25 protein-coding genes and 1 other annotated feature are annotated in these 23097 nt (G+C 46.2%); of the genes, 13 read left to right on the top strand and 12 right to left on the bottom strand.

All coding sequences use genetic code 11. The annotated features are described in order from the left end of the window. The 4 genes from SIN01_RS08265 to SIN01_RS08250 all read right to left on the bottom strand — a co-directional run. Window positions 1-229: helix-turn-helix domain-containing protein (locus SIN01_RS08265; RefSeq protein WP_010027341.1), on the bottom strand; the 229-nt coding region annotated here is incomplete at its 3' end. 10 nt (window positions 230-239) lie between these two features. Beyond that, window positions 240-719, bottom strand: coding sequence for a DUF2975 domain-containing protein (locus tag SIN01_RS08260; protein ID WP_010027340.1), 480 nt, complete (start codon window positions 717-719; stop codon window positions 240-242). A 370-nt stretch (window positions 720-1089) separates the two neighbouring features. Continuing rightward, window positions 1090-1191: a YjcZ family sporulation protein gene (locus tag SIN01_RS08255; RefSeq protein ID WP_010027339.1), complete on the bottom strand. Its 102-nt coding sequence runs from the start codon at window positions 1189-1191 to the stop codon at window positions 1090-1092. Window positions 1192-1369: 178 nt separating this feature from the next. Continuing rightward, window positions 1370-1672 carry a hypothetical protein gene (locus SIN01_RS08250; RefSeq protein WP_010027338.1) on the bottom strand — a complete coding sequence of 101 codons (303 nt, stop codon included), beginning with the start codon at window positions 1670-1672 and terminating at the stop codon, window positions 1370-1372. An 85-nt stretch (window positions 1673-1757) separates the two neighbouring features. On the opposite strand from SIN01_RS08250, the gene SIN01_RS08245 reads away from it, so the two are divergent. The 3 genes from SIN01_RS08245 to SIN01_RS08235 all read left to right on the top strand — a co-directional run bounded on the left by SIN01_RS08245 (window position 1758) and on the right by SIN01_RS08235 (window position 5663). Then, window positions 1758-2147 (top strand): MerR family transcriptional regulator, encoded by a 390-nt coding sequence (locus SIN01_RS08245; protein ID WP_010027336.1) that lies wholly within the window; start codon window positions 1758-1760, stop codon window positions 2145-2147. Between the two features lie 170 nt (window positions 2148-2317). After that, a complete protein-coding gene (locus SIN01_RS08240; protein ID WP_010027334.1) occupies window positions 2318-2653 on the top strand; it encodes a hypothetical protein in 336 nt (111 codons plus the stop codon). A 649-nt stretch (window positions 2654-3302) separates the two neighbouring features. Beyond that, a complete protein-coding gene (locus tag SIN01_RS08235) occupies window positions 3303-5663 on the top strand; it encodes an immune inhibitor A domain-containing protein (RefSeq protein WP_010027395.1) in 2361 nt (786 codons plus the stop codon). A 212-nt stretch (window positions 5664-5875) separates the two neighbouring features. Here SIN01_RS08235 and hisC read toward each other — a convergent pair whose 3' ends face one another. Next, entirely contained in the window at window positions 5876-6937 is a 1062-nt protein-coding gene (gene hisC, locus SIN01_RS08230; protein ID WP_010025192.1) for a histidinol-phosphate transaminase, read from the bottom strand. A gap of 277 nt (window positions 6938-7214) precedes the next feature. Next, window positions 7215-8402, bottom strand: a complete 1188-nt coding sequence (locus SIN01_RS08225) for a metal-dependent hydrolase family protein (RefSeq protein WP_010025191.1) — start codon at window positions 8400-8402, stop codon at window positions 7215-7217. 412 nt (window positions 8403-8814) lie between these two features. After that, window positions 8815-9032 (top strand) — a binding site (T-box leader). 39 nt (window positions 9033-9071) lie between these two features. Here SIN01_RS08225 and thrS point away from each other — a divergent pair. Continuing rightward, the gene (gene thrS, locus SIN01_RS08220; RefSeq protein ID WP_010025189.1) at window positions 9072-11000 is read left to right on the top strand and encodes a threonine--tRNA ligase; all 1929 of its coding nucleotides are present in this window, start codon (window positions 9072-9074) and stop codon (window positions 10998-11000) included. Window positions 11001-11371: 371 nt separating this feature from the next. Here thrS and SIN01_RS08215 read toward each other — a convergent pair whose 3' ends face one another. Next, on the bottom strand, window positions 11372-11557 hold the full coding sequence (locus SIN01_RS08215; RefSeq protein ID WP_010027353.1) for a DUF4083 family protein: 186 nt from the start codon (window positions 11555-11557) through the stop codon (window positions 11372-11374). 223 nt (window positions 11558-11780) lie between these two features. After that, window positions 11781-12776, bottom strand: coding sequence for an acyltransferase family protein (locus tag SIN01_RS08210; RefSeq protein WP_010027354.1), 996 nt, complete (start codon window positions 12774-12776; stop codon window positions 11781-11783). A gap of 358 nt (window positions 12777-13134) precedes the next feature. On the opposite strand from SIN01_RS08210, the gene SIN01_RS15570 reads away from it, so the two are divergent. Next, window positions 13135-13263, top strand: coding sequence for a hypothetical protein (locus SIN01_RS15570; RefSeq protein WP_280530768.1), 129 nt, complete (start codon window positions 13135-13137; stop codon window positions 13261-13263). Between the two features lie 9 nt (window positions 13264-13272). Here SIN01_RS15570 and SIN01_RS08205 read toward each other — a convergent pair whose 3' ends face one another. Further along, window positions 13273-13743: an RpiB/LacA/LacB family sugar-phosphate isomerase gene (locus SIN01_RS08205; RefSeq protein WP_010025488.1), complete on the bottom strand. Its 471-nt coding sequence runs from the start codon at window positions 13741-13743 to the stop codon at window positions 13273-13275. A 349-nt stretch (window positions 13744-14092) separates the two neighbouring features. Here SIN01_RS08205 and rpsN point away from each other — a divergent pair, with 349 nt between their 5' ends. From rpsN to SIN01_RS08185, 4 genes are all read left to right on the top strand, one after another. Continuing rightward, window positions 14093-14362, top strand: a complete 270-nt coding sequence (gene rpsN / locus SIN01_RS08200) for a 30S ribosomal protein S14 (RefSeq protein WP_010025489.1) — start codon at window positions 14093-14095, stop codon at window positions 14360-14362. Between the two features lie 124 nt (window positions 14363-14486). Further along, complete coding sequence (locus SIN01_RS08195; protein WP_237760159.1) at window positions 14487-15395, top strand: metal ABC transporter solute-binding protein; 909 nt, start codon at window positions 14487-14489, stop codon at window positions 15393-15395. A 255-nt stretch (window positions 15396-15650) separates the two neighbouring features. Next, the gene (locus SIN01_RS08190) at window positions 15651-16421 is read left to right on the top strand and encodes a metal ABC transporter ATP-binding protein (RefSeq protein ID WP_052766839.1); all 771 of its coding nucleotides are present in this window, start codon (window positions 15651-15653) and stop codon (window positions 16419-16421) included. Window positions 16422-16472: 51 nt separating this feature from the next. Then, window positions 16473-17285 carry a metal ABC transporter permease gene (locus SIN01_RS08185; protein ID WP_010023672.1) on the top strand — a complete coding sequence of 271 codons (813 nt, stop codon included), beginning with the start codon at window positions 16473-16475 and terminating at the stop codon, window positions 17283-17285. A gap of 12 nt (window positions 17286-17297) precedes the next feature. Here SIN01_RS08185 and SIN01_RS08180 read toward each other — a convergent pair whose 3' ends face one another. Beyond that, window positions 17298-18185 (bottom strand): CvfB family protein, encoded by an 888-nt coding sequence (locus SIN01_RS08180; protein ID WP_010023674.1) that lies wholly within the window; start codon window positions 18183-18185, stop codon window positions 17298-17300. Window positions 18186-18421: 236 nt separating this feature from the next. Between SIN01_RS08180 and SIN01_RS08175 the strand changes: the two genes are divergently transcribed. After that, window positions 18422-19153: a Crp/Fnr family transcriptional regulator gene (locus SIN01_RS08175; RefSeq protein WP_373864402.1), complete on the top strand. Its 732-nt coding sequence runs from the start codon at window positions 18422-18424 to the stop codon at window positions 19151-19153. Window positions 19154-19229: 76 nt separating this feature from the next. Continuing rightward, on the top strand, window positions 19230-20123 hold the full coding sequence (locus SIN01_RS08170; protein WP_029548092.1) for a thermonuclease family protein: 894 nt from the start codon (window positions 19230-19232) through the stop codon (window positions 20121-20123). 47 nt (window positions 20124-20170) lie between these two features. On the opposite strand, the gene yvfG is transcribed toward SIN01_RS08170, so the two are convergent. Together yvfG and SIN01_RS08160 are read right to left on the bottom strand one after the other, a co-directional pair. Then, complete coding sequence (yvfG, locus tag SIN01_RS08165) at window positions 20171-20410, bottom strand: protein YvfG (RefSeq protein WP_010023678.1); 240 nt, start codon at window positions 20408-20410, stop codon at window positions 20171-20173. A gap of 40 nt (window positions 20411-20450) precedes the next feature. Beyond that, window positions 20451-21290 (bottom strand): B3/B4 domain-containing protein, encoded by an 840-nt coding sequence (locus SIN01_RS08160; RefSeq protein ID WP_010023679.1) that lies wholly within the window; start codon window positions 21288-21290, stop codon window positions 20451-20453. A gap of 177 nt (window positions 21291-21467) precedes the next feature. Between SIN01_RS08160 and SIN01_RS15565 the strand changes: the two genes are divergently transcribed. Both SIN01_RS15565 and SIN01_RS08150 read left to right on the top strand, forming a co-directional pair. Further along, window positions 21468-21986 carry a methylated-DNA--[protein]-cysteine S-methyltransferase gene (locus SIN01_RS15565; protein WP_010023680.1) on the top strand — a complete coding sequence of 173 codons (519 nt, stop codon included), beginning with the start codon at window positions 21468-21470 and terminating at the stop codon, window positions 21984-21986. Window positions 21987-22047: 61 nt separating this feature from the next. Continuing rightward, window positions 22048-22965 (top strand): amidase domain-containing protein, encoded by a 918-nt coding sequence (locus SIN01_RS08150; protein WP_010023682.1) that lies wholly within the window; start codon window positions 22048-22050, stop codon window positions 22963-22965. Window positions 22966-23097 lie beyond the last annotated feature (132 nt).

Genomic DNA, 23097 nt, shown 5'->3' with positions numbered 1-23097 from the left:
AATCGAATTGGTCGGCATTGTCTTCCTCGCTTTGATACTCCAAAAGATCTCCAGGCTGACAGTTTAAAGCCTTACAGATTCCCTCCAGCGTTGAAAAGCGAATGGCTTTAGCCTTTCCGTTCTTCAATATTGACAGATTTGCCATCGTCAGACCCACTTTTTCAGAGAGCGTGGTGACACTCATTTTCCGTTTTGCCAGCATCACATCAAGATGAAGAATAATCGCCATAGGATTCACCTCAGATCGTTAGATCATTTTCTGATTTTATTGCAATGGCGTTTTGTAGCAGCTTTTGCAGCACTGCGGCAAAGACGGCAATCACCATACAGCCGAAAATGATCGTCATCCCGATGATGATCATGCCAGGAGCGTCATCTGCTTCCGCCATGAGATAGATGAGCGGCAGAAACGCAATATAGAAGGCACCGATGATTACGGCACAGTATTTGATGTACTTCAGCGAAGCTACCGACAGCTCGGAGAAAGCCTCGTTCTTGTCAATATACGTAAGCAGTTTGAATGTCTGATACAATGCAGCGAAAAAGACGAGCGCTGTAATATAGAGTCCGGCTAAAAAGGGATACTGCAAATGGGCGAACTTTGGATATAATGCTGCAAAAAAGGCAGCAATCTTAGGCAACACAAAGATACACAAGGCCAGAACAGGCAGTCCCATTAGAAAAACAGCGAGCTTTAAGAAGAGTGTTTCTCGTTTCATCAAAAGCACCTCACTCAGTTGTTTGCACATTGATTTTACCTCATTATTTATTGTTTAACAATAAATGTTTATTTGGAAACGATACAATTATTGCTGAATCCATAGGTTGAGCGGGTACATCCGCAAACAAACGTCTCCAATAAACTTCCTGTATGTAGCTATTGAGCCGCACAAAATGAAGAGGATGTTTCGACAGTCTCGTGACTGTGAGGCACCCTCTTTTTAACCGCTCGAAAAACATTGGGAGGCAATTCTAAAAGCGCGCAGGTGTATCCATCAGGATCGTACGCTGTTGATGCGAGCAATCGTAGCGTAGCATAAGTTGGCTCTCCTTTTGGCATAGCAACGAGTAATGATTCACCAGTGAAAATTAATAAATAAAAGCCGTGCCAACGATAATCAAAAGAATAAAGAGTACAACAATCAAAGCAAAGTTTTTTCCATGATCATATCCGCCATTGTAATCACTCATTCTGATAACCCCCTCTTTACGTGATAGTTATACTTATGAGTGGATGGGTAATAAGGTATAGGTGAATGAATGAGACGGGGCGCCCATTTTTCGAGATTCAATGTTATCTTGCCTTGGATCGAAAAGTTCATCGATTTCCAATCCCAAGCCGTGAGGCAAGAGGCCGGTTGGGATCCATTTAGGCAGATAAGAAGAGCAGAACGACAAAAAAAGCAGCAGTTAACAGGTGATGCAAAACGTTCACGTGATCAAAGATAAACCGGCCATTTGCGATTCTGCCCACTAATGCAGCGCTAAGAATGATTACGACAAGGAGCAGCGGCAAGTGACTGTTGATCATGAGTACCCCCATGATGAGACACGCTAAATGAGTAGAGAGAAAATAACTGACAATCACCTTGTGGTCTGTTTTTGACCAGACAATGATCCCAGAGATAAGACACAACAGGGCATAAACGATAAAACCAATTGCGCTGACCATTATTGAACTTCCTCCTGTGAAATGAGACTATACTTAGTAAAAACGATGGGGTTGACCCCGCGTCAAGAGGGAGAAGGGTACATGCATGAGAATCGGCGCATTTATTGTTCAATGTGAAACAACCAAGGATACCGTCCGCCACTATGAGCAACTAAATTTGATACGGCCTCATAAGAGCGGTACCTATAAAGAGTATGGCGAAAAAGAGTTGGAAGATTTTCAGGCAATCAAGGAAATGCAAGGTTTTGGTTTGTCTCTGTCGCAAATTCAGCAAATTTTTTGCGTAAAAACAAATTCAGGCTGCGGTTCACCGAGGCTTATCCAATCCGTACTTAAAGCGCTTAAGAAGCAAAGTGCTGCTTTAGCAGTGGAAGAACAGAGTATAAAGCATAAGAGAATGCGCACAGAGCAGCTGATCAAAGAACTCGAACTCATTCAGGAATTGTCCCCTAATGCAGATAGAGAGCACTCATGAGTTAAGCACAGCTTTTTTCCTAAACGCTTGGCAGGTGCCTTTCATCAAAATTGTTTTGCTTCTAAAGTAAAATGGCCAAATGAATCAGTCGTATTGTCCATTGCAGATCACGAACACTCACATAATCTGAAGATGTAAGTGATTAAGATAAATTAAAGGAGGAGTTATTTGTGAGTTGGGATAACTTTGTATATGGTCAACAATATGATCGTGGAGATGGCTGTGGATGTGATCGATATAGCCCGAGCTATGACCGTCGAGATGACAATAAATGTGATGGAAGGGATTTACTGAGAGGCGTTTCTAAGAACGATTTCATCAAAGTATTTCTGAAAAACTCAAGACCGGTTGAGGGCTTTTTTGCCGGGGTTTCGAAAAATGTACTCACACTTTTCGATTGCGAAGAATATAAAGTTTCCACCATTGATATTTGTCTGGAAGATATTGTTGCAATAAAATCCTTTGAACCACGCTTTAACTTTGATGGTCACCATGACAAACATTAAGAACAGTGATTTTTGAACCACAGATAAAACTTGATCGTTTGTTGATCTTTAAATGATTTGATTCGCAAAGTAAACTAAATGTACTCATTGATGTGCACCCAAAAAGTTGGATATAGTTTTAAGCTGCTTACTCGGTGGTTGAAATCCGATCGTTAATCGGACTTTGACCGCCGAGTTTTTCTTTATAGGTAAATAAAGTTTATGATTTTTGGTCATGCAAAAGACAGTGCATTAACGCGGAGGTGCTCTGGCGCCCGCGGCAAGCGAGCAATCGGAGCGTACACAAAAACCAGGATGGTTTAAGGACCAAGCACAGCTTGGTTGTGTCTGATCATGATGTGTCATTACCTTTTCAGTTTTCATGATATGGAAGAAACGCTCCATTGGGGATTATTGATGCAAGATGTCGATTACTTGACGCTTCCTTTTATACTGCTTTTCTTGCAATTAAAATCTAGTCCATTAGGGCTAAACTATCGAGTCAAAAAAGAGCAAGTTCTGTCGGATTGATCGATCTTAAGTGCTATTGAAAAATTAATGTATAGGTATATATACCACAATTTATGAATAGAGAAGGAGATTCGTTTGAAAGATCAGAATAGTTAAGCGTTAAAAAAGATAATAGATTTAGGGGGAATTTGCAGTGAGAATGAAAAAAATGACGGCCGCAGCAATTGCGGCGGTCGTCGGAATGAGCTCCTTGTCGCTGTTTGGTTTTGCATCTCCGGCGACTTCAAAGGAAGCTGCACGGAACAGTGCTGACATGGTACGTGCCGTTTCGAGCAAAGGATCGAGTTTTGATGCAGGGATTGCGAATGATGAAAAACTTATTGCCCTACTGAAAAAGGAAGGGAAAATTGCAAAGCATGCGAGTCAGTCGGATGCTGAAAAAGCAGTACAAAAGTATTTGAAAGCAAAAGGTGAAGGAGCCAAGAAAGGGACGAAGGACAAGCTCCCGAAAGGCATTGCCGGATTCAAAGATTCGAGCGCGCCCGTTAAGGACAGTCTGAAGAGCGGGAAGGGCAATAAGCTTGGACAAGCGAAGAAAAATCAAGTCGATCCGATTAATAAGGAAAACTATGACGGGTCTGTTCGCAAGGACAAGGTGCTGGTTCTGGCGATCGACTTCCCGGATAATCCAAAGAGTACGATTGATCCATCTGAGACCGATATGTACTATCCGGATTACAGTCAACAGCATTTCCAGAATATGATTTTTGGCAAAAGTGGTTATACGGGACCGAATGGCGAGAATCTTGTTTCGATGAAACAGTTCTACGAACAGCAGTCGGGCGGAAGTTACACGGTTGACGGAACAGTAGCCGGCTGGTATACCGCCGATCATCCGGCAGCCTACTATGGGGGCAACGCTCCGGAAACCGGCAGTGATCAACGTCCGCGTCAGCTGATCTATGAAGCATTGACAAAAGCGGGGCAGGATCCATCTATTAATCTGAGTGACTATGATGTCTGGGATCGTGATGATTATGATGGTGACGGCGTGTATCACGAACCGGACGGCATCATCGACCATCTCATGGTGATCCACTCGGGTGTTGGTGAAGAAGCAGGCGGCGGTAAGTTAGGTGCCGACGCGATTTGGTCGCATCGATGGAACCTTGGCGGCCTGGTAGCGGTACCGGGCGGAACATCAAACAGTGACCGTTTCGGCGGTCTGCTCGGCGCTTACGACTACACCATTGAACCCGAAGACGGCGCTGCCGGTGTATTCGCTCATGAGTTCGGTCATGATCTAGGTCTGCCGGATGAATACGATACAATCTATTCGGGTGCCGGCGAGCCCATTGAATACTGGTCGATTATGTCTGCCGGAAGCTGGGCTGGAAAAGTTCCGGGTACCGAACCTTCCGGATTCAGTCCTTACGCGAAGCAATTTCTGCAGAATGCCCATGGAGGAAACTGGTTGAGCGGAACGACGATCAATGCATCGGATATTACGTCAAAGGGTACGGAAGTTCTTCTGGATGAAGCAGCGACCAAGGGGACAAACAATGATGCCGTACGTATTGATCTTCCGGATAAAGAAACGGAAGTGAACATACCGGCAAGCGGAAGCTATGAATACTTCAGCGGCAGCGGCGACGAACTTGATCAATCGATGACGAAAACCATTGATCTGACCCATGCATCGGATGCCAAGCTGACGTTTAAAACATGGTACACGATCGAGCAGGATTGGGATTATGCTTCCGTTCAAGTGAATGGCAAGTCGATCCCGGGCAACATCACCACCACAAGCGATCCGAATCAGCAAAGTCCTGGAAACGGAATTACTGGCGACTCTAAGGGGTGGATCGATGCAACATTTGATTTGTCCGCTTACGCCGGTCAGAAGATCGAACTTTCGCTCAACTACTGGACTGATGTTGCGGTTGCGCTACCAGGATTCTATGTCGATGATCTTAAGGTTACTGCTGATGGTGAACAGATTGTCGCTGATGATGCAGAAGGGACACCTGCCTTTACGCTGAATGGCTTTAAAAAAGATACGGGCAAATTTCATTCGAAAAACTATTATCTGCTTGAATGGCGCACGCACAGCGGTGTTGATGAAGGATTGGCACATATCCGCCGCGGCGCGAGTCTGATGAGCTACGATCCGGGGCTTGTCGTTTGGTACGTCGATGATTCCTACAGTGAAAACTGGACCGGTGTACATCCAGGCGACGGCTACCTCGGGCTTGTTGATGCCGACCAGCGTATTAATCGTTGGAGCAACGGCAATCTGGGCGGTACGCGTTATCAGTTGAATGATGCCGCCTTTAGTCTGGACAAGTCGAGCAAAATGTTCCTCGACTACACGTCAATCGATGGGTCAACGCTCAAGGATAACTTTACGAAACGCAACCCGCTCTTTGACGACAGCGCTGATTATACCTCTGATGTTCTGCCTGATGCCGGACGAAACATTCCGACCAATGGCTTGAAATTCCGCGTTGTCGGACAAAGTCCGAATGGAACAGTTGGAAAAGTTCTGCTCTATAAATAATCGGTATTGAAAAGATCCAAGAGACGCCGCGGTCTCTTGGATCTTTTTTTGTGGTACGAGATAAAGTGGAACTTCTGCTAAGTGTAAAAGGAACTTTCGCTAATTGCGGAAGTCCCCGCATCCTATAACTTTTATGCGATGAGTTACAGGTTCGGCGCTATTGGTTCCCAAGTTCCGTCGCGAGGGTACACGGTCAGGGATTCGTTCGGCAGTTAGTTGTCCAGAATCTCGTTTAGTGCTTCAACCAGCTTGTCCATCTCTGCGTCGGTGCCGATCGTAATGCGCATATAATTGTCGATACGTGGCTGCTTGAAATAACGAACCAGTACGCCTTGATCGCGCAGTGCGTGGAAGATGACTTCCGCATTCACATCCGAATGGCTGGCAAAGATAAAGTTGGACTGAGAGGGGATGACCGAGAAGCCGAGCGCTTGCAAACGTTTGGTCGTTTTCTCACGGGTTACGATAATCTTCTGTGCCTGATCACGGTAATAGGCATCGTCTTCGATTGCGGCGCAAGCACCTGCGAGCGCAAGACGATCGATCGTATAGGAATTAAATGAATTTTTGACTGTATTGAGCCCGCGGATCAAATCCTTCTGCCCTAATGCGAATCCGACGCGAATACCGGCCAGCGATGAATATTTGGATAGTGTTCGAACGACAAGCAGGTTTGGGTACTCGTTAATGAGCGGAACGACCGAAGTGCCGCCAAAATCAATGTAGGCTTCATCGACGATTACGACCTGATCCTTATTGGCATTAAGAATCTTTTTTATGGCTTCAATCGGAAGACCGCGTCCGGTTGGTGCGTTCGGATTTGGGATGACCACGCCGCCGTTCGCGCTGCAGAACGCATCCGTCGGTATTGTGAAATCATCATTCAGCGCGATGATTTTCGGATTCAGTGAGCACAGATTGGCGTATACTTTGTAAAAGCTGTATGTAATATCAGCGAAGGCAACCGGCTTTTCCGCTTCAAAAAAGGTCATGAAGCTGAAGGCAAGGACTTCATCAGAACCGTTGCCGACAAAGACCTGATCGGGATCGAGTTCAAAATGATTCGCGATTTTTTGACGCAAAGCGTCACAGGTCGGATCCGGATAGAGGCGAAGCTGATCATTCACTGCTTCGCTAATCGCAGTCAACACCTTTGGCGAAGGCGGATACGGATTTTCATTTGTGTTCAGTTTGACATACTTTTTATCCTTAGGCTGCTCACCCGGCACATAAGGATCGAGTTTCTGAGCAAATTGATTCCAATAGCTACTCATGGCGCACCTCACAGTAATCAACAATTTCGTCCGCGTCTATTAAGCATTGTAACGGAGCAGTTTTCTGCGGACGACCGTTCTCTTTACTATTATGCAGTATTATTGAATAAAAGCAAAAGGAATTTGTTTCAGAACGTTTTGCTCGTTTCATCCGAAGTTTTGCTCATTCTTCTTGACTTCGCTCATTCGCCGCATCTAACCGGGATACAAAAAACCGGAGCTTCGGGCGCTTTACGCGTCTGAATCTCCGGCTTGCTCAAGTTGAGTTCAGTCTCAATCAGAGGACTTCATGGCCTTTTTTGAAGATTCGTTTCTTGCCTTGAACGCTTTTGATGCTTTCGAGTGGATTGTTCTCAAGAACGATGAAATCGGCAAATTTTCCGCTTTCAAGCGTGCCGTATTCTTCATCAATCTTGAGCAGCTGCGCGCCGTTAATGGTTGCTGCCTGCAGCGCCTGCAGCGGTGTGCACCCTGCTTCGACCATGAGTTCCAGCTCGAATGCCGAATCATTTTTGAAATCGTTGTTCGGCGTTCCGGCGTCAGTGCCCATTGCGAGTTTAACGCCAGCATGTGCCGCTTTGCTGATGCTTTCCATATGTGCCCTTTTCACTTCGCGGGCAACATCAAGCATGAAGTCCGGAACTCGTCCTTCGCCGCGGTCGGAAATGCCGTAAACCGCGATGAGCGTCGGAACAATGAATGTGCCTTGGTCAAGGAACATTTGAATGGCTTCATCATCGAGATAAAACGCGTGTTCAACCGAATCAACGCCGGCACGGAGCGCATTCTTAATGCCCTCGGTACCTTGAGCATGGGCATTTGCCGTTCTGCCTTTATGATGAGCTTCGGTGACTGCGGCACGCAGCTCTTCCTCGGTCAGTTGCACGTCATTCGGTGATTCACCGCCGAAAGAAACACCACCGGTAGCCATCAGCTTAATGTTGTCAGCGCCGTTTTTCAATGCTTTGCGAGCGGCCTTGCGTGCTTCATCCGGGCTGTCAACCTCGTAACTGATTGTGCAGAAGTGTCCGCCAGTCATTGCCAGCGGACGTCCTGAAGCACAAATACCGGGTGAAACAATGTGTCCGCCCTTTTCCAGTTTGGCTAGTTGAATATCGACATCGAAGTCGGCACCGACGTCACGAATATAGGTAACGCCGTGTTTCAATAAATCGCTTAAGTTATCAAGCGCAATTTTGGTTGCTACAATCGGATTCAGATTCGCTGAGCCGAGCGCGTCAAGCTTGCCCGAGACATCGGAAGTGATATGTGTATGTGCATTGATCAATCCCGGCATGACGAATTTGTTTTGCAGATCAACGGTTTGATCGGCAGGAGCAGGCGAACCTGTTCCTGTTTCGATGATCTTTCCGGTTTCGTCGTCAACAACAAAGTACGCGTCGGTATCGAAATGATCGGTTGTTCCGTCAAATAGTGAAAAGTTCTGGTACAGTGTTTTTGTCATAAATGATTTTCTCCTTTAGCGATTAGATGAGTTTAAGGAAGATTGAAGCAATAATGACTGAAGCGGACCACCGAGCATCGCCGGCGTTGCTAGATTCAGCTGCGCGAATACATAAGCGAGCAAACCGTAAATCAACCCGTTGAAGATTTAGTGCATTGTCTTCAAGAAAACCGAATTGATGTGCGATGACACCGAAAATCATAGAGTAAATACTATCAACAGCTACCAATAAAATCAATAAAAAATTCATAAAATAATAAATTTTTATTGTATTGTTTTTGTTCACAAAATCATAAATGTTGTGATGAACGTGCGTAACTCAAAGGCTTTGAAGCTTCCCATCCTAAGGCAAGCAAATGGACTTGCACTTTGCAAACGAAACGCATACAATAAAGGCAACACTAAATAAAAGTGAAAAGCAATGAAGAGGACACGAGTGATTGTTCAGGTGCACAGAGAGGGAAGGATGCTGCGAACTTCCTGACCGTGAGCAATCGCCCACCGCCTCGGAGTTTCAGCGGTGAATATCGAGTAGCCGCTGACGGCAGCGCCGTTATTGGATTAAGTGCCGCAGTCTTTTTGATTGCGGAAGCAAGGGTGGAACCACGAGCAGAAACACTCGTCTCTTATTGAGGCGGGTGTTTTTTATTTTTCAAAGGAGTGAAAGTCATGTCATCTGTATCATTAACATTCCCGGACGGCAATGTGCGGGAATTTCCAAAGGGCGTCACTGCAGAACAGGTTGCAGAATCAATTAGTAACAGCCTGAAAAAAAAGTCGGTTGCCGGTAAAGTCAACGGAGCGCTCTACGATTTAACGCGGCCGATTGACGCAGATGCTTCAATTGAAATTGTTACACAGGATTCCGAAGACGGTCTGGAAATCATGCGCCACAGCTGCGCACACCTTCTCGCTCAAGCCTTAAGGCGGATTTATCCGGATGTTAAATTGGGCATCGGTCCGGTAATTAAGAATGGCTTCTATTACGACGTTGAAATGGAACACTCGCTCTCCAAAGAGGACTTTCCGAAAATTGAAAAGGAAATGAAGAAGATCGTTAGCGAAAATTTGCCGATCGTCCGCAAGGAAGTCAGCCGTTCCGAAGCGATTGATCTTTTTAAAAAGCTTGATGATCATCTGAAACTTGAATTGATCCGTGATCTACCGGAAAACGCCGCGATTACGATTTATTCGCAAGGTGAGTATGTCGACCTGTGCCGTGGACCGCATCTTCCGTCCACTGGCAAGATTAAAGCATTCAAATTGATGAACGTTTCCGGCGCTTACTGGCGCGGCGACAGCGACAATGAAATGCTGCAACGGATTTACGGCGTCGCATTCTTAAAGCAAAAGGATCTGGACGCCCACCTGCACTTTCTTGAAGAAGCGGCAAAACGGGACCACCGCAAGCTCGGCAAACAGCTCGAACTGTTCATGTTCTCTGAAGAAGCTCCGGGCATGCCGTTCTATCTGCCAAATGGTCAGATCATCCGCACGGAACTGGAAAACTTCTCACGTGAACTGCAGCGTCAAGTGGACTATGATGAAGTCCGCACGCCGTTAATGATGAATCAGCGCCTCTGGGAAAACTCGGGGCACTGGGATCACTACCATGAAAACATGTACTTCACCAAAGTCGATGAAGTCAATTATGCGCTGAAACCGATGAACTGCCCGGGACATATGCTGATTTACAAGGATAATCTGCATTCGTACCGCGACCTACCGATTCGGATTGCCGAATTCGGTCAAGTCCATCGTCATGAGTTAAGCGGGGCACTGAACGGAATGCTGCGCGTGCGCACGTTCTGCCAAGATGACGCGCATATCTTTGTTCGTCCGGATCAAATTGAAAGCGAAATTAAAAACATTTTCCAATTGATCAGCAAGATCTATCAAACCTTTGGCTTTGAATACACGGTTGAACTGTCAACCATGCCGGAAGACCACATGGGCAGCTTGGAAATGTGGCAACAGGCAGAAGCAGGATTGAAGCGTGTGCTTGAAGCAATCAATCAGCCGTATACGATTAATGCAGGCGACGGCGCATTCTACGGTCCGAAGATTGACTTCCACATTAAGGATGCCATCGGACGGGAACATCAATGTGCAACGATTCAGCTTGACTATCAAATGCCGGAAAAATTCGACCTAACGTACGTTGATGAAAACAACGAAAAGGTACGCCCGGTCGTGATTCACCGCGCCGTTTACGGGTCGCTTGATCGCTTCTTTGCGATCCTGATCGAGCACTTTGCCGGCGCTTTCCCAACTTGGCTGGCACCGACACAAGTTGAAGTGATTCCGGTTGCCGATGTGCACATCGATCACGTGAAGAAACTTGTTACGGATCTGAAAAAGGTCGGCGTTCGTGCTCATGCTGATCTGCGCGGCGAGAAGCTTGGCTATAAGATTCGCGACGTTCAAACGCACAAGATCCCTTATGCACTGGTTATTGGTGATCAAGAAATTGCACAGAATGCCGTCAACGTCCGCAAATATGGACAACAGGAAACCAATACCGTTGCCTATGATGAATTTAAGGCAAACATTCTTGCAGAAATTAAGAACAGAGTCACAAAAGTACCGCAAGCATAAACAGTTACAATAACCAAAGAAGCAGACGGGGGGCCAACCCGTCTGCTTCTTTTTTTGGCAGGTAAAGAAAGGTCGTTCAAGCCAAGATCGATGGTTCAAAACCGCATCCTGGCGGAAGTAAATAGACGGAAAAATCCCGCTTAATTTGTAAATAAAATGAAAAATGGCTTAATAGACGGAGAGATTCCGCTTATCAACGTGAAAAACGTGAAAATGGGGGATTTTGCTTTGCATAACCGGAAAATCTCCCCTTATGTGCCCCCGAAACACGTACCATTCTGCACATAACCGAAAAATCTCCGCTTATTTTACGAGTTCCTTAATTAAGGACCAGAATGCTTAATGAAAAAGAAGTGAGAGGGGGATGTGGTTCACTTCCGTTGGTCTAACTTTTTACTGATCTCATCAAGTTTGTCGAGAATTTCTTTGTTCCTGCGTTTTGGCAGGCTGATGACCAAATACTTAACCAGAAAGGCAACAATGAAGATGGACAGTGCAACGAGGATAAGTGTGATAATCAGTTGAAAAATAACCGTACCCAAACTAAATGAGAGCATATTCATCCCTCCGTGTGTGGTATTCTAATAGCCTAGTATAGCATTGCACGATTTGAAGCAAAACAAAAAAGCCTCCATGTGAAGGCTTTTGTCTCAGTAAGAAGTCGTCCGAATTGCGCGTACCTATCGTGTTGCTGTATGCACCGGTAGCATGCAATGCGGCACAACGTCATGAACTATCCGCTTTTCTCGTGTACCGGAGCATTTCTTACAGATCCAGATGCTAACGCTGCTGCAGACGCGGCATTCTAATTTCAATGAACGGCTCTGTGAAAAGGCGTACAGGGCGGCTGGCGAGCAGATAGCAGAGCGCCAAGGACGCGGTAAACAAGAACGAATATTGATACAAATGCTCAATATTCTTGTAGAGTGGAAACAGCACCATTGTTTTAATGAAAAAGCCGTGCAGCAGGTAGACATACAGAGTGTTTTTGCCAAGGGCTGTGAACGAAAACCGTTTCTTTGGGATCAGCGCCATGAAGGCGAAGATGGTTAAGAAGCTGATGCCGTAAACAAAGAGACGTGTGATCCCGCCTTCCAGATTTGAAAGCCCAAAGGTATGGTAGGACGAATCATGAAGCACCCAATCCTGCAGATCATTCGGGAACACATAGTGGCAGGCCAGGAAGACACCGATGAATACGAAAACGCTGGCGACGCGCGCCGAAGTTCGTGTCAGCAGCTGCATAAACTGCTCTTTCTTTACGAGGTAACCGAGATAGAAAAACGGGAAAAACGCGAGCGTCCGCGATGCGCTGAAATCCGTTTCAAACGTATCAAAGAATCCCGCGGCAATACCGAGCATGATCGCGATAGGCAACCCCAGTTTTCCCAATCTAGAAAAAGGAATAATCATTAATTTCCAGAACAGGATGCTGACAAGGAACCAAAGCGTCCAATGCGGGGATACTAAATCAATTTTAAAGACTTTTTCATAACCGGTCATATAGTAAAAATACGAGTAAGCAACTTGAAAAATAAAATAGGGAATTAATGTTTTCTTCACAACATTTTTCACATAACCGGGTTTACGAAAATGCTTCGAAAAATAACCGGATATAAGAATAAACGCAGGCATATGGAAAATAAAAATGAATGTGTACAATGAGTTAATCACAGGAATGTCACTTTTCAGGTTGGTGAGACTGTGACCAAATACAACAAGCAAGATTAAGAAGAACTTGGCGTTATCAAAATAACTGTCTCTGACTTTCGTCATCTTTTTCTTCTCTCCCTTTCCAGTGGTTATCCTATCTGTTTCGTTTCCTCTCGCAGTAAATTCAGTGTTGTCATCGATTGATGATCCGATTGAAAAAAGCATGTAATACTGTAATGGGAATGCCAATCGAATCGACGTTGATCCGTTTATTTTTGCAAAATCAGATTAATTTTGACTTAAAAAAATGCGCACAAAAATTTTGCGCACAAAAAAGACTTCCCGATTCTCTTGCCTTTGCTCCAGTCGTCACCGGATCGAAGAGAATCGAGAAGCAAGATATGTTATAGCACATTTGAAAAACGGTTTCAATACGTACTCTTTTACAAGAATATTACTTTTTTGGCGGGGAAAATGGTGGATGGCTGGCATTGTTCAAATTAGAAAACTTGGCTCTGAACCACTTACACTCGTTTCCTTAAATCTTTTATTTTCTATACTTTCTTACCAGTGTGAAAAAGCAGCCCCATTTGTCGGGGCTGCTTTTTGAGAAGACTTTTTAGATTTCGGAAAGTTTTTTCAGATGTTTTTCCGAGATGGCTTGTACTTTTTTTATCCGATTGGTGTACTTGTCGATACCGCTGAGTACATCGGTATGCATCCAGACATTGACGATTTCCATGGCGATTCCAGATCCGATAATCTTACCGCCAATGCACAGAACGTTGCTGTCAGTGTGCTGGCGAGCCAGCTTGGCACAAAAAGGGTCTTGGCACACTGCTGCATTCAGACCATAGATTCGGTTGGCGATCAGCGCGCTACCATAGCCAACCCCATCGACAAAAATGCCGCGTTCTGCTTCACCCTTTGCGACTGCGAGTGAGGCGGGATAGACATAGTCGGACAAGTCGCAGGATTCGCTGCTGTCTGTTCCGAAATCGATCACTTCATGTCCTTCATTTTCAAGCCATGCTTTGATTTCGCCTTTTAATGCGTAACCGGCATGGTCGCTTGCCATTGCAATTTTCACGATGAATACCTCCACAAGATACAGATTCTCAAGGTTCGTCCTTGTTTATTATAATATAGGATCGACGAAGAAAACGCATCGACTTAAAAAAAACGATGCCTGCGCTGCTTCACCGTTCATTCATTAATCTAAAAGAATGCCGCTATCGTAGACTTATTTGGCGTGCGTCAGCACCGGTACTGGCGCACACCGGAATGTTTTGGCACGTCAAGCGTCCCAAAGACGCGGATCCAGCGGATGGATAGGCGAGAACTTTTTTGTTTCATCCTTGCAAAAAATAAAAATTGGTGGTTTAATAAATGTGCAAAACGTAATTGTTACGATTTACAAATTGAGAAAGGAGTTTTGTATGGCAAAGAAATCAAAAGTCGTTAAAGAACGTAAACGTGAAGCAATGGTCGCAGCGTATGCAGAACTCAGGCGTGAATTAAAAGAGAAGAAAGATTATGCGGCCCTTTCCAAATTGCCGCGGGATGCATCGCCAACGCGTTTGCATCATCGCTGTCCGCTGACGGGACGACCGCATGGTTATATGCGCAAGTTCAATATGTCGCGGATTGCCTTTCGTGATTACGCCCATAAAGGCCAAATTCCCGGCGTGAAAAAAGCTAGCTGGTAACTTCTTCGGATGATGGGTCAGAAGTACTTGACAATGAGAAAGAGAATTTGATAAATTTAATAGTGCATTTAAATCGTAATAATTACGTTTTGTTATACATAGGATTCATTAGGAGAAGCGATAGATGATGAGACAATACAAAAGACGGCCTATTTTTTTGCTTATAAGTATCTTTAGTTTGCTCCTCGGCCTTCTTGCCGGGTGCGGAGGTCCCTCCTCACAAGAAGGGGCCTCAAATAAAATTATGGTCGTTGCTGCTGAAGACTTCTATGGTGAAGCGGTTCAAGCAGTTGGCGGAAAGCGCGTATCGGTAACGTCGGTCATTAACAAACCAAGTATGGATCCGCATGACTTTGAACCGACAGCCGCTACGGCAAGGGCGGTTAGTGATGCAAAACTAGTCGTTTTCAACGGCGTTGGTTATGACGGCTGGATGAACAATCTCGTGAAGCAATCTAAAGCGCAGACGACGATTCGTGTTGCCGAAGATGTGATGGGTAAGAAAGACGGCGACAATGAGCACCTTTGGTACAATCCCGAGACAATGCCGAAACTGACCAACGCTATTGCAGAGCAGCTTTCTAAAATTGATGAAAAGCATGCAGCGGAGTACAAGAATAATGCGAAAAAGTACATTGAAGAATTAAGGCCGATTCAAGAGAAAGTTGCCGCATTGAGCAAACATGCCGATCATAAGAAGGTTGATGTATCCGAACCGGTTTTCGATTACATGGTGCAGGCACTCGGTTATACGATCGCCAACAATCATTTCGAAACGGCGGTGGAGCAAGAAAGCGATCCTTCACCGAAAGATATCGCCGCAATGCAAAAGGATATCAAAGAGCAACGGATTGCATTCTTTGTCAGCAACATCCAAGAAATCAGTCCAACAGTGAGCAAAATGATGAAACTCGCTGATCAGCATGATGTGCCGGTGGTTAAGGTGACCGAAACACTTCCGAAAGGAAAGAACTATAAAACATGGATGCTCGATCAACTTAGCCAAGTTGAAGCGGCGCAAAACAGACACTAACCACAGTGGCCGTTTGAATCGGAGCAAAAGTAGCACATGGTTCTTCTCTGATTCTCTTTTTCTATCATTATATAATGATAGAGAGGACTCTGCCTTCAGCGCTTAAGATCACTTGACAAAGTAAATCGAAATCATTACTATTTATCCAGTATCTATAGGTCGAAAGCATACTGGGTAGGACTGCTCTATTTATTGATAAACTTATTGAATAACCATGAATCAGCAGCGCGAATGGTGTTGATCGGAGGGCTTCTTATGCTGCGCCAGCTTCAAATTCATCAACTCCAAGTCCGTTTTAATGGGGAACAAATCTTGAATGATCTTTCGTTTAAGGTGGCTCCAGGAGAGTTGTTTGCCATAATCGGTCCGAATGGAGCAGGAAAGTCAACATTGTTAAAATCAATACTGGGATTGATTCATCCACAACAGGGTGATGTCTCAATTCTTGGTGATCATAGAAAAGTCATTGTCGGTTATGTGCCGCAGTCGCGGGTGATTGACGATGAAACACCGATCAGTGCAAGCGATTTTGTTTCATTAGGTCAAATCAGCGGCTTTTTGCCGTGGCTCTCGCGAAAAGAAAAAAAAGCGCTGAATGAAATCATGCAGTTTACCGATACGAAGCGATTGGCAAATAAGCCGATTGGAACCTTGTCCGGCGGAGAGCGGCAACGTGTTTTTCTGGCTCAGGCACTTGTTCGGAAACCGGATTTGCTGCTGCTTGATGAATCAACAGCAAATCTCGATCCTGAGGCGCAAATTCAAATGATGGAACTGGTCAAAAACGCGGCTAAAGAATGGGGTGTCACCGCCCTCTTTATCTGTCATGATCTGCAAATGGTCGGCACTTATGCAGATCAAGTTCTGCTTCTGTCACGGCAAGGATACAAAACGGGTCATCCGGAAGATATTCTGCATGACCGAGAATTGATGACAACGGTTTTTCATGGATCGTCTTCGGAGAACGACACCATACATCATGTGCCGACGGAGTCCGAGCTGCCGCTCGCCGGTTTTCCGCAGTAAGTCAAACATCTGCGAGCTGCCTTAATGCAATGGAAAAATGGGGGAAATTGAATGTTTCAGTATGATTTTATGCAGCACGCGTTTATTGCAGGCACGCTGATTGCGATGATGTGTGGTGTGATTGGTGTGTTTATCATTGCGCGGTCGCTTTCTTTTATTGCGCATACCCTGTCGCACATCGGCTTTGCCGGTGCCGCTTTCTCCGCTTATGCAGGGATCGATCCGCTGCTTGGCTTGCTCCTGTTTACGATTGCGGGGGCAGTTGGTGTCGGGCAACTCGGCGTTCGCATGTATCGGCGTGACGCATCGATCAGTGTTATCCTAAGTCTGGCACTTGGACTGGGCATTTTATTCCTGTCGCTCGGGAATATACAAGGCAATTACTCGCGCACACTTTTGTTTGGCAGTGTTGTCGGCATCGATATGCAGGACATCTGGCAGATTGTTCTAATTACTGTGTTTGTCCTTGTTGTGCTTGCAGTTGGCTACCGCTGGCTTAAGTTTGACTCGTTTGATCAGGTCGGCGCACAATCTGCGGGATTACCAATCCGGCTCATCTCGATCGGTTTTCTCCTGCTGATGGCAGCGGCGACAAGTGTGACCGTTCAGATTGTCGGCGCTTTGCTCGTCTTTGCGTTAATGACGGTCCCTGCCGCCGCCGCACGGTTCTATACGCAATCTATTTTCGGCATGATTCTGATTTCAACGCTCATTGCGGTACTCAGTGTTTGGTTCGGACTTATTGCCGGCTATTATACAAATGCACCAATCAGTTTTTTCATCGTTTTCTTCAATGCGATCAGTTACTTTTTCGGCATGTTCTTTCATCGAGTCAGGGAGCGGCGCCGCGTGCTCGCATCATAAACGAAAAGCGGGTCAAGAGTGGTGCTCTTGATCCGCTTTTTGATCTTTCGTCAGATAGCTCCAGCCTTCTTTTTGATACAGGAGATTTTCTTTCATCAATTGGCCGAGCGCTTTTTTGAAGTCGCCTTTGCTGAGGCCAAATCGCTTTTTGATGTCTTCGGGTAGACTTTTATCCCAATAAGGCATGGCCCCATCGCGACTGTTCATATAAGTAAGGATCTTTGCCGCATTGTCGTTGATTCGCTCGTAAGTGCGCGGCTTCATCGATAAATTTAAGCTGCCGTTTTCTTTGACGGCAATGACGCGGCAGGTAATGACTTGGCCGATTCGCAGTGTGCCGCTCTGTTCGTTGTTATGAACGAAGCCGAGATAGCCCTCTTCGCTGATGACATGGATTCCATCCTCAAGCTGCCGGTAGACCGTCGCTTGGATCGTTTTGTTCTGCATTGTTTCGGGAGCAGGAACGGATTGCGTTTGCATGATCTGTTCATCGGCCAGACGAGCGAACAGGCGCTTCTTTTTGTCCAGTTTCAGGCTGCAGAAGACGCGTTCGCCGGGCTGCGGCCAGTAGATGGATTCATAAGGAAGGTCATCTTTTGAGAGCAAGAGATCCTTGCTCGTTCCAATGTCGAGGAACACCCCGTATTTCTTATGCTGGGAGACGGCAGTTGCCCAGTCGAAGGCATCAAATCGAACCGTTGGGATGGTCATCGTAGCGGCAATCCGCTGCTGGTGATCATGATAGAGAAATACGGTCAGCTTATCTTTTTCGTTCAATGGTTCGGTTACATCATGTTCGTGAAGCAGCACTTCCTGGTTGCCGTCGGTTAGAAAATAGCCGAACGGTGCTTTATGTGAAACCTCGAGTGTTGTAATTGTTCCGGCGGTTAGTTCAGACACATTGTTTCCTTCTTTCTTGCATTTCCTGATTACGATTAGTTCCATTATAGCATGTGTCTTATCGTTTCTATTCATGAAAATCAACGATACTTTGCGCCTCTCACGGTTTAGAACGTCTTCACGACAAGAAAAGAGAGGTATTTTCGTGAAGTTGTATGATTTCCGTCACAGTTTTACCGCGAAATCATGAAAATATCTTTTATAATGAAAGTAGGAAGCTAACGAACGATAAGGGCGTGATTTTTTTGGAAAAAGCAATTTGTTTCCCATCACATGAGATGAATAACACGCATGTGTTCTCGGAACAAAGTCTGAAAATACTCGATTCCGTGATGTCAGTGACCTCATATAAAAAAGGCGCGAATATCTTCTGGGAAGGGGACAGCGCCGATAAACTTTTTTTCATTGTTCAAGGACGTGTGAAACTGTTTAAATCGGCATATGATGGAAGAGATCTGGTGCTTCACTACTTTATGGATGGTGATCTGTTCGGTTCAATCAGTAGTCTTGGAAGTACAGAGCATTCGTTTACAGCAACGGCTGTTTCGGACTGCTCAATCGGTGTGATTGCGGAAAAGGACCTCGAACCGTTGCTTATCTCGAATTCGAGCTTATCCTTCGAATTTATGAAATGGAACGGGATGATGGGGCAGTTTACTCAGATTAAGCTGCGCGATCTCATTTTTTACGGGAAAACCGGTGCACTGGCCTCGACTTTGCTGCGCATGATTCATGGGTTTAGTCGCACAGAGCCGGACGGGATTCATTTCACGATCAGTCTGACGAATACCGACCTCGCGCAATTGATCGGTTCAACACGCGAAACGGTCAACCGGATGCTGCAAGCATGGAAAAAAGATGGGGCGATCGACTATTATCATGGGTCGATCGTGATTAAGGATCTCGATTATATTAAAGCGATTTGTCATTGTGAGGATAAGTGTCCGCTGCCAATCTGCCGTCTGTAAAGCGGCGATAAGAAGTGACGTGGGCAATTGAGTACAAGGATTGCGATGGACAAGGAAAGATAATTAGGTGAATCGGATGAAAAAAACGAATTGGATTAAACCGTTTTATTGGGTCGTTGCCGCTCTCTTCTTAAGCGGATGTGCAGCAGGCGGCGAACTGAACACAGATGCTTCAACGTCTTCAAGCTCGGCGCAGCTATCGAGCGATGCCGATCATTCTGCCGGATCAGCTGCCGATGCGCCCGTGCAAACGGACGACTCCGCTATCGAAGAACCTGCCGGCGGAGTACATACCAAGGTGATTAAAGTGGTTGACGGCGACACCTTTCACGTGCTTTATCAGAAAAAAGTTGTGACGGTGCGTGTGCTTTTGATTGATACACCGGAGACGCATCATCCTTCCTTAGGTGTGCAGCCTTATGGACCGGAAGCGAGCAGCAATGCGCATAAGCTGCTGGATGGAAAAACGGTAACGCTTGAGCTTGCAAAGAACGGTGGGCGGGATAAGTATGGACGACTGCTGGCGTATGTTTTTGTCGACGGCCGATCCTTTGAAGCCCTTCAGTTAGCGGCCGGTCTTGCACGCGTCGCGTATGTGTATCCACCGAATACGAAATACATCGATCAGTTACGAGCCGTTGAGCAGCAGGCCAAGACGAAGCGGCTCGGCGTCTGGTCTGTAAATGGCTATGCCGCAGCCGACGGCTTTCATCCTGATCTCATGAAAGGGACAGACGCGTACCGGGAAATTCAGGAGCGCAGCAAACCAGCGAACAAACCCGCAAGTGCCTCCGCTGAAAGTAACTCGAGTCCAGATGGAGCGTGTCAGGGGAAAATCAAGGGCAACATTTCCTCACGAGGAAAAATTTATCATATGCCGTCTGATCCATATTATAAGGTGACCAAAGCCGAGCGATGCTTTAAAAACCGTAGCGAAGCGGAAAATGCTGGCTTTCGTGCAGCAAAATAAATAGAAACCGAGGCTGTTCCAATCATCGGAACGGCCTCGGTTCGTTACTACTGCACGTGCTGTTGTTGCTCAATTTCTGCCTTGACTTCGTTATATGCGGTGTCTAAATTACGGATGCGGCGGATCAGTTCGAAGTTCTTATTGATCCGGTCCTGGATGATTGCCGAAATGACCGTGTGATAGTAGCTGTTCATCGTTTGAATCGGCGTATGCACGTCTCCATTCTTCTTAATTTGCAAATGGAGCGCTTCTTTAAAATAGTCGACACTAAATAAATTGGAATTCAAATCGTTTCCCTCCTTGCGAAAACGCTCAAAACATTATATTCTAGCGAATCAATGTCCATTCATGATTGCCGCCATGGACTTGGGTAAACATATCCGCCATTTTCTCGATTAATTGTTGTGCTTCATTGACCGCCATCGATGGGCGCAGATAAATAATCTGCAGTGCTTCGGTTGTCTTCTCGGTGACACAGGTTCGATGCGAATCGACGATCGGGCTACCGAATGCACCGCATCCGTCAATCGATACGAGCTTGTCCTTCATATGCATAACGCGGCCATTCAAACCGTCATACTGATCGGCATCGGTGCCAATTTTAATCTGAATTGGATTTTCTAGATGTGCGGCGTCATACAAGCCCATCGGAATGCTGTGCTGGACGCTGAAGAAGTTCAGCAGATCCACTGCTGATTGGATGAAATGCGGGTGACCATCCTTCTTAATTTTGCGCAGCAATGCTTCCTGAGAAGGGCGGTACCGGGATGGATCACAGCCAATTTTCTTAAACACGTGACGCCATTCCCGGACTCCGGGGATTTCATTGACGGGATGCTCCGTCAATGATAAGTGAATACTCTCATAGTAGAGGGGCAGGCGCTCACCAATTAAGGCCGGGAGCTCGCCAACCACAATTGACGGGTAATAAATGATACCGATTTTAAAATCAGGCACTAAATCCTTCAATTGAGAAGAAATCGAAACATCAAACATGACATGCCTCCTGTTCGACCGATCTACTGTAAGTGTACCATAAATGATGCGTGATGCTTCAGGCAATGTTTCAAAGAGAAGCGCTTTTTTAAAGCCAATTGAATCGCGCCAATGAAGCAGCCGGATCGGTGCAGGCTCAAGGCGAACGAACATGATCTTAAAACCGATCAAGCGTTTTCTATCATTGCGAAATCAACTAATTTCTTAGATAATGGTCGTGAATCACATCGGAGCTAAAGGATTGGACTTCTTGGCGTAATGCTGACCGACTCATGATTTTTCAGCAGGATCATGCAGTGATTGAGTTGAAATCGTGCGTTCAATCGATTAGAAAGGGGCCCTAAAACGATGGAACAAAAAGATTATCTAGCGGTGAGTGAGCAAGATACCGCGATTGGCATGCTGACGCTCACCGTTTACCAAGATCGGCTGTGTCGGATTGACTTTGGCCCGCTTGCTGCCAAGCGAGCGGAAATCGTGCGCTGGGCAGCAAAACACGGCCTGCCAACTGTTTTGCAGGACGATGCTGCAGCTTGCATAGATGCGGCTGATCAACTGACGGAATTCTTAAGCGGTAAAAGAAAGACATTTTCTTTGAAGCTGCTCATGAAGGGCACTGAATTTCAGCGTGAGGTGTGGCAGGCACTGATCGACGTTCCATACGGGACAACGCGTTCCTATAAGGATATTGCGGGTATCGTGAATCGTCCGAAGGCAGTAAGGGCTGTCGGTATGGCCAACAACCGAAATCCACTGCCCATTGTTGTTCCTTGCCACCGCGTCATCGGGACAAACGGAGCATTGACCGGGTACGCCGGCGGTCTCAAAGTGAAAGAATACTTATTGGGTTTGGAAACGAAGTGCTGAATGGAATCCGCCAATGATTCGGTATGATTGCTCGCTTTAAGGCATAAGGTGTAACGAGATCATGTCGAAGCGGGGAATGCGTGTGGACTGGAAAACTGCATTTCAGAAACATCTAACCATGTTGGGGGACTATTGGGTCGGCAATGCCGATCTTCATAAGATGCCGCTTGACCCGGAAGAAAAGCGCCGATTCACGGCGAGAAGCAAAGCGCTGAAGGATCAAGAGGCTGAAATTGAACGTACGCTCGTTCGGGCAAATCATGTGCGTGCAACCAGTAAGCGTGAGGACCTCGTCGTTGATTATTGCTTGGTCATGCAATGGCTGATCAAACATCAAAGTACATTTATTCTTGAAGAACGTTTGGAAAATCGCCAGTCTGTGCTGCGAAATCAACGTTTGGTTTCGGATGCTCTGGTGCCGATCGTTGCAAAGGAAGAGCAGGAGTTTGAGCGGGAGTCCGGTGAACAAGCACCGCTTGAGCTACGTTCGCGCACCTATGATCGGCTGGCTGCCGTACGCTATGCCGATTTGTGGTGGAACCGCCGAAATCCGCAGTATCCGGTTGTCGCCGATGATTGCACCAACTATATTTCTCAATGCCTTCATGCCGGGGGCATTCGCATGTGGGGCAATCCGATTCGCAGTAGGGGCTGGTGGCAGCAGCGGACGAATTGGAGTTTCAGCTGGACGGTTGCCAATGCGCTGCGCTGGTACTTGTCCAAGTCGGAAGGTATGATTGGTGCTGTGGAGAAAAGCAGTGCGCGTGAACTTGTCCCAGGTGATGTCATCTGTTATGACTTTGAAGGGGACGGGCACTGGAACCATAATACAATGGTGACCGCGCTCGATGCCAACGGCGAACCGCTGGTAAATGCGCATACTTACGATGCACGGCACCGTTCTTGGGCTTATCGCGATTCCCCGGCATGGACCAGTAAAATTCAGTATAAATTCTTTCATATTCGCGATCAAACCTAAGTGCGCTGCTTAAGTTGTGCTATAATAGATGCGTTTTCAAAGAAAAGGTCGGTTGATCCGGCCTTTTTTCACGAGTAACGAGCGGCATTTCATCAATAAGTCCGTTCGCGACACAAAAGCGCTCTGACGCCT

This window comes from Sporolactobacillus inulinus, from assembly GCF_006539285.1.
Classification (GTDB): Bacteria; Bacillota; Bacilli; order Bacillales; family Sporolactobacillaceae; genus Sporolactobacillus; species Sporolactobacillus inulinus.
The sequence above is the reverse complement of the archived record's forward strand: the minus strand, read 5'-3'. Positions and strand labels throughout refer to the sequence as shown.

Excerpts from the sequence above, each read along its gene's own strand:
- SIN01_RS08260 (WP_010027340.1), bottom strand. The coding sequence starts at position 719 with ATGAAACGAGAAACACTCTTCTTAAAGCTCGCTGTTTTTCTAATGGGA.
- SIN01_RS08255 (WP_010027339.1), bottom strand. The coding sequence starts at position 1,191 with ATGAGTGATTACAATGGCGGATATGATCATGGAAAAAACTTTGCTTTG.
- SIN01_RS08250 (WP_010027338.1), bottom strand. The coding sequence starts at position 1,672 with ATGGTCAGCGCAATTGGTTTTATCGTTTATGCCCTGTTGTGTCTTATC.
- SIN01_RS08245 (WP_010027336.1), top strand. The coding sequence starts at position 1,758 with ATGAGAATCGGCGCATTTATTGTTCAATGTGAAACAACCAAGGATACC.
- SIN01_RS08235 (WP_010027395.1), top strand. The coding sequence starts at position 3,303 with ATGAAAAAAATGACGGCCGCAGCAATTGCGGCGGTCGTCGGAATGAGC.
- hisC (WP_010025192.1), bottom strand. The coding sequence starts at position 6,937 with ATGAGTAGCTATTGGAATCAATTTGCTCAGAAACTCGATCCTTATGTG.
- SIN01_RS08225 (WP_010025191.1), bottom strand. The coding sequence starts at position 8,402 with ATGACAAAAACACTGTACCAGAACTTTTCACTATTTGACGGAACAACC.
- thrS (WP_010025189.1), top strand. The coding sequence starts at position 9,072 with ATGTCATCTGTATCATTAACATTCCCGGACGGCAATGTGCGGGAATTT.
- SIN01_RS08215 (WP_010027353.1), bottom strand. The coding sequence starts at position 11,557 with ATGCTCTCATTTAGTTTGGGTACGGTTATTTTTCAACTGATTATCACA.
- SIN01_RS08210 (WP_010027354.1), bottom strand. The coding sequence starts at position 12,776 with ATGACGAAAGTCAGAGACAGTTATTTTGATAACGCCAAGTTCTTCTTA.
- SIN01_RS15570 (WP_280530768.1), top strand. The coding sequence starts at position 13,135 with ATGGCTGGCATTGTTCAAATTAGAAAACTTGGCTCTGAACCACTTACA.
- rpsN (WP_010025489.1), top strand. The coding sequence starts at position 14,093 with ATGGCAAAGAAATCAAAAGTCGTTAAAGAACGTAAACGTGAAGCAATG.
- SIN01_RS08195 (WP_237760159.1), top strand. The coding sequence starts at position 14,487 with ATGATGAGACAATACAAAAGACGGCCTATTTTTTTGCTTATAAGTATC.
- SIN01_RS08190 (WP_052766839.1), top strand. The coding sequence starts at position 15,651 with ATGCTGCGCCAGCTTCAAATTCATCAACTCCAAGTCCGTTTTAATGGG.
- SIN01_RS08185 (WP_010023672.1), top strand. The coding sequence starts at position 16,473 with ATGTTTCAGTATGATTTTATGCAGCACGCGTTTATTGCAGGCACGCTG.
- SIN01_RS08170 (WP_029548092.1), top strand. The coding sequence starts at position 19,230 with ATGAAAAAAACGAATTGGATTAAACCGTTTTATTGGGTCGTTGCCGCT.
- SIN01_RS15565 (WP_010023680.1), top strand. The coding sequence starts at position 21,468 with ATGGAACAAAAAGATTATCTAGCGGTGAGTGAGCAAGATACCGCGATT.
- SIN01_RS08150 (WP_010023682.1), top strand. The coding sequence starts at position 22,048 with ATGTCGAAGCGGGGAATGCGTGTGGACTGGAAAACTGCATTTCAGAAA.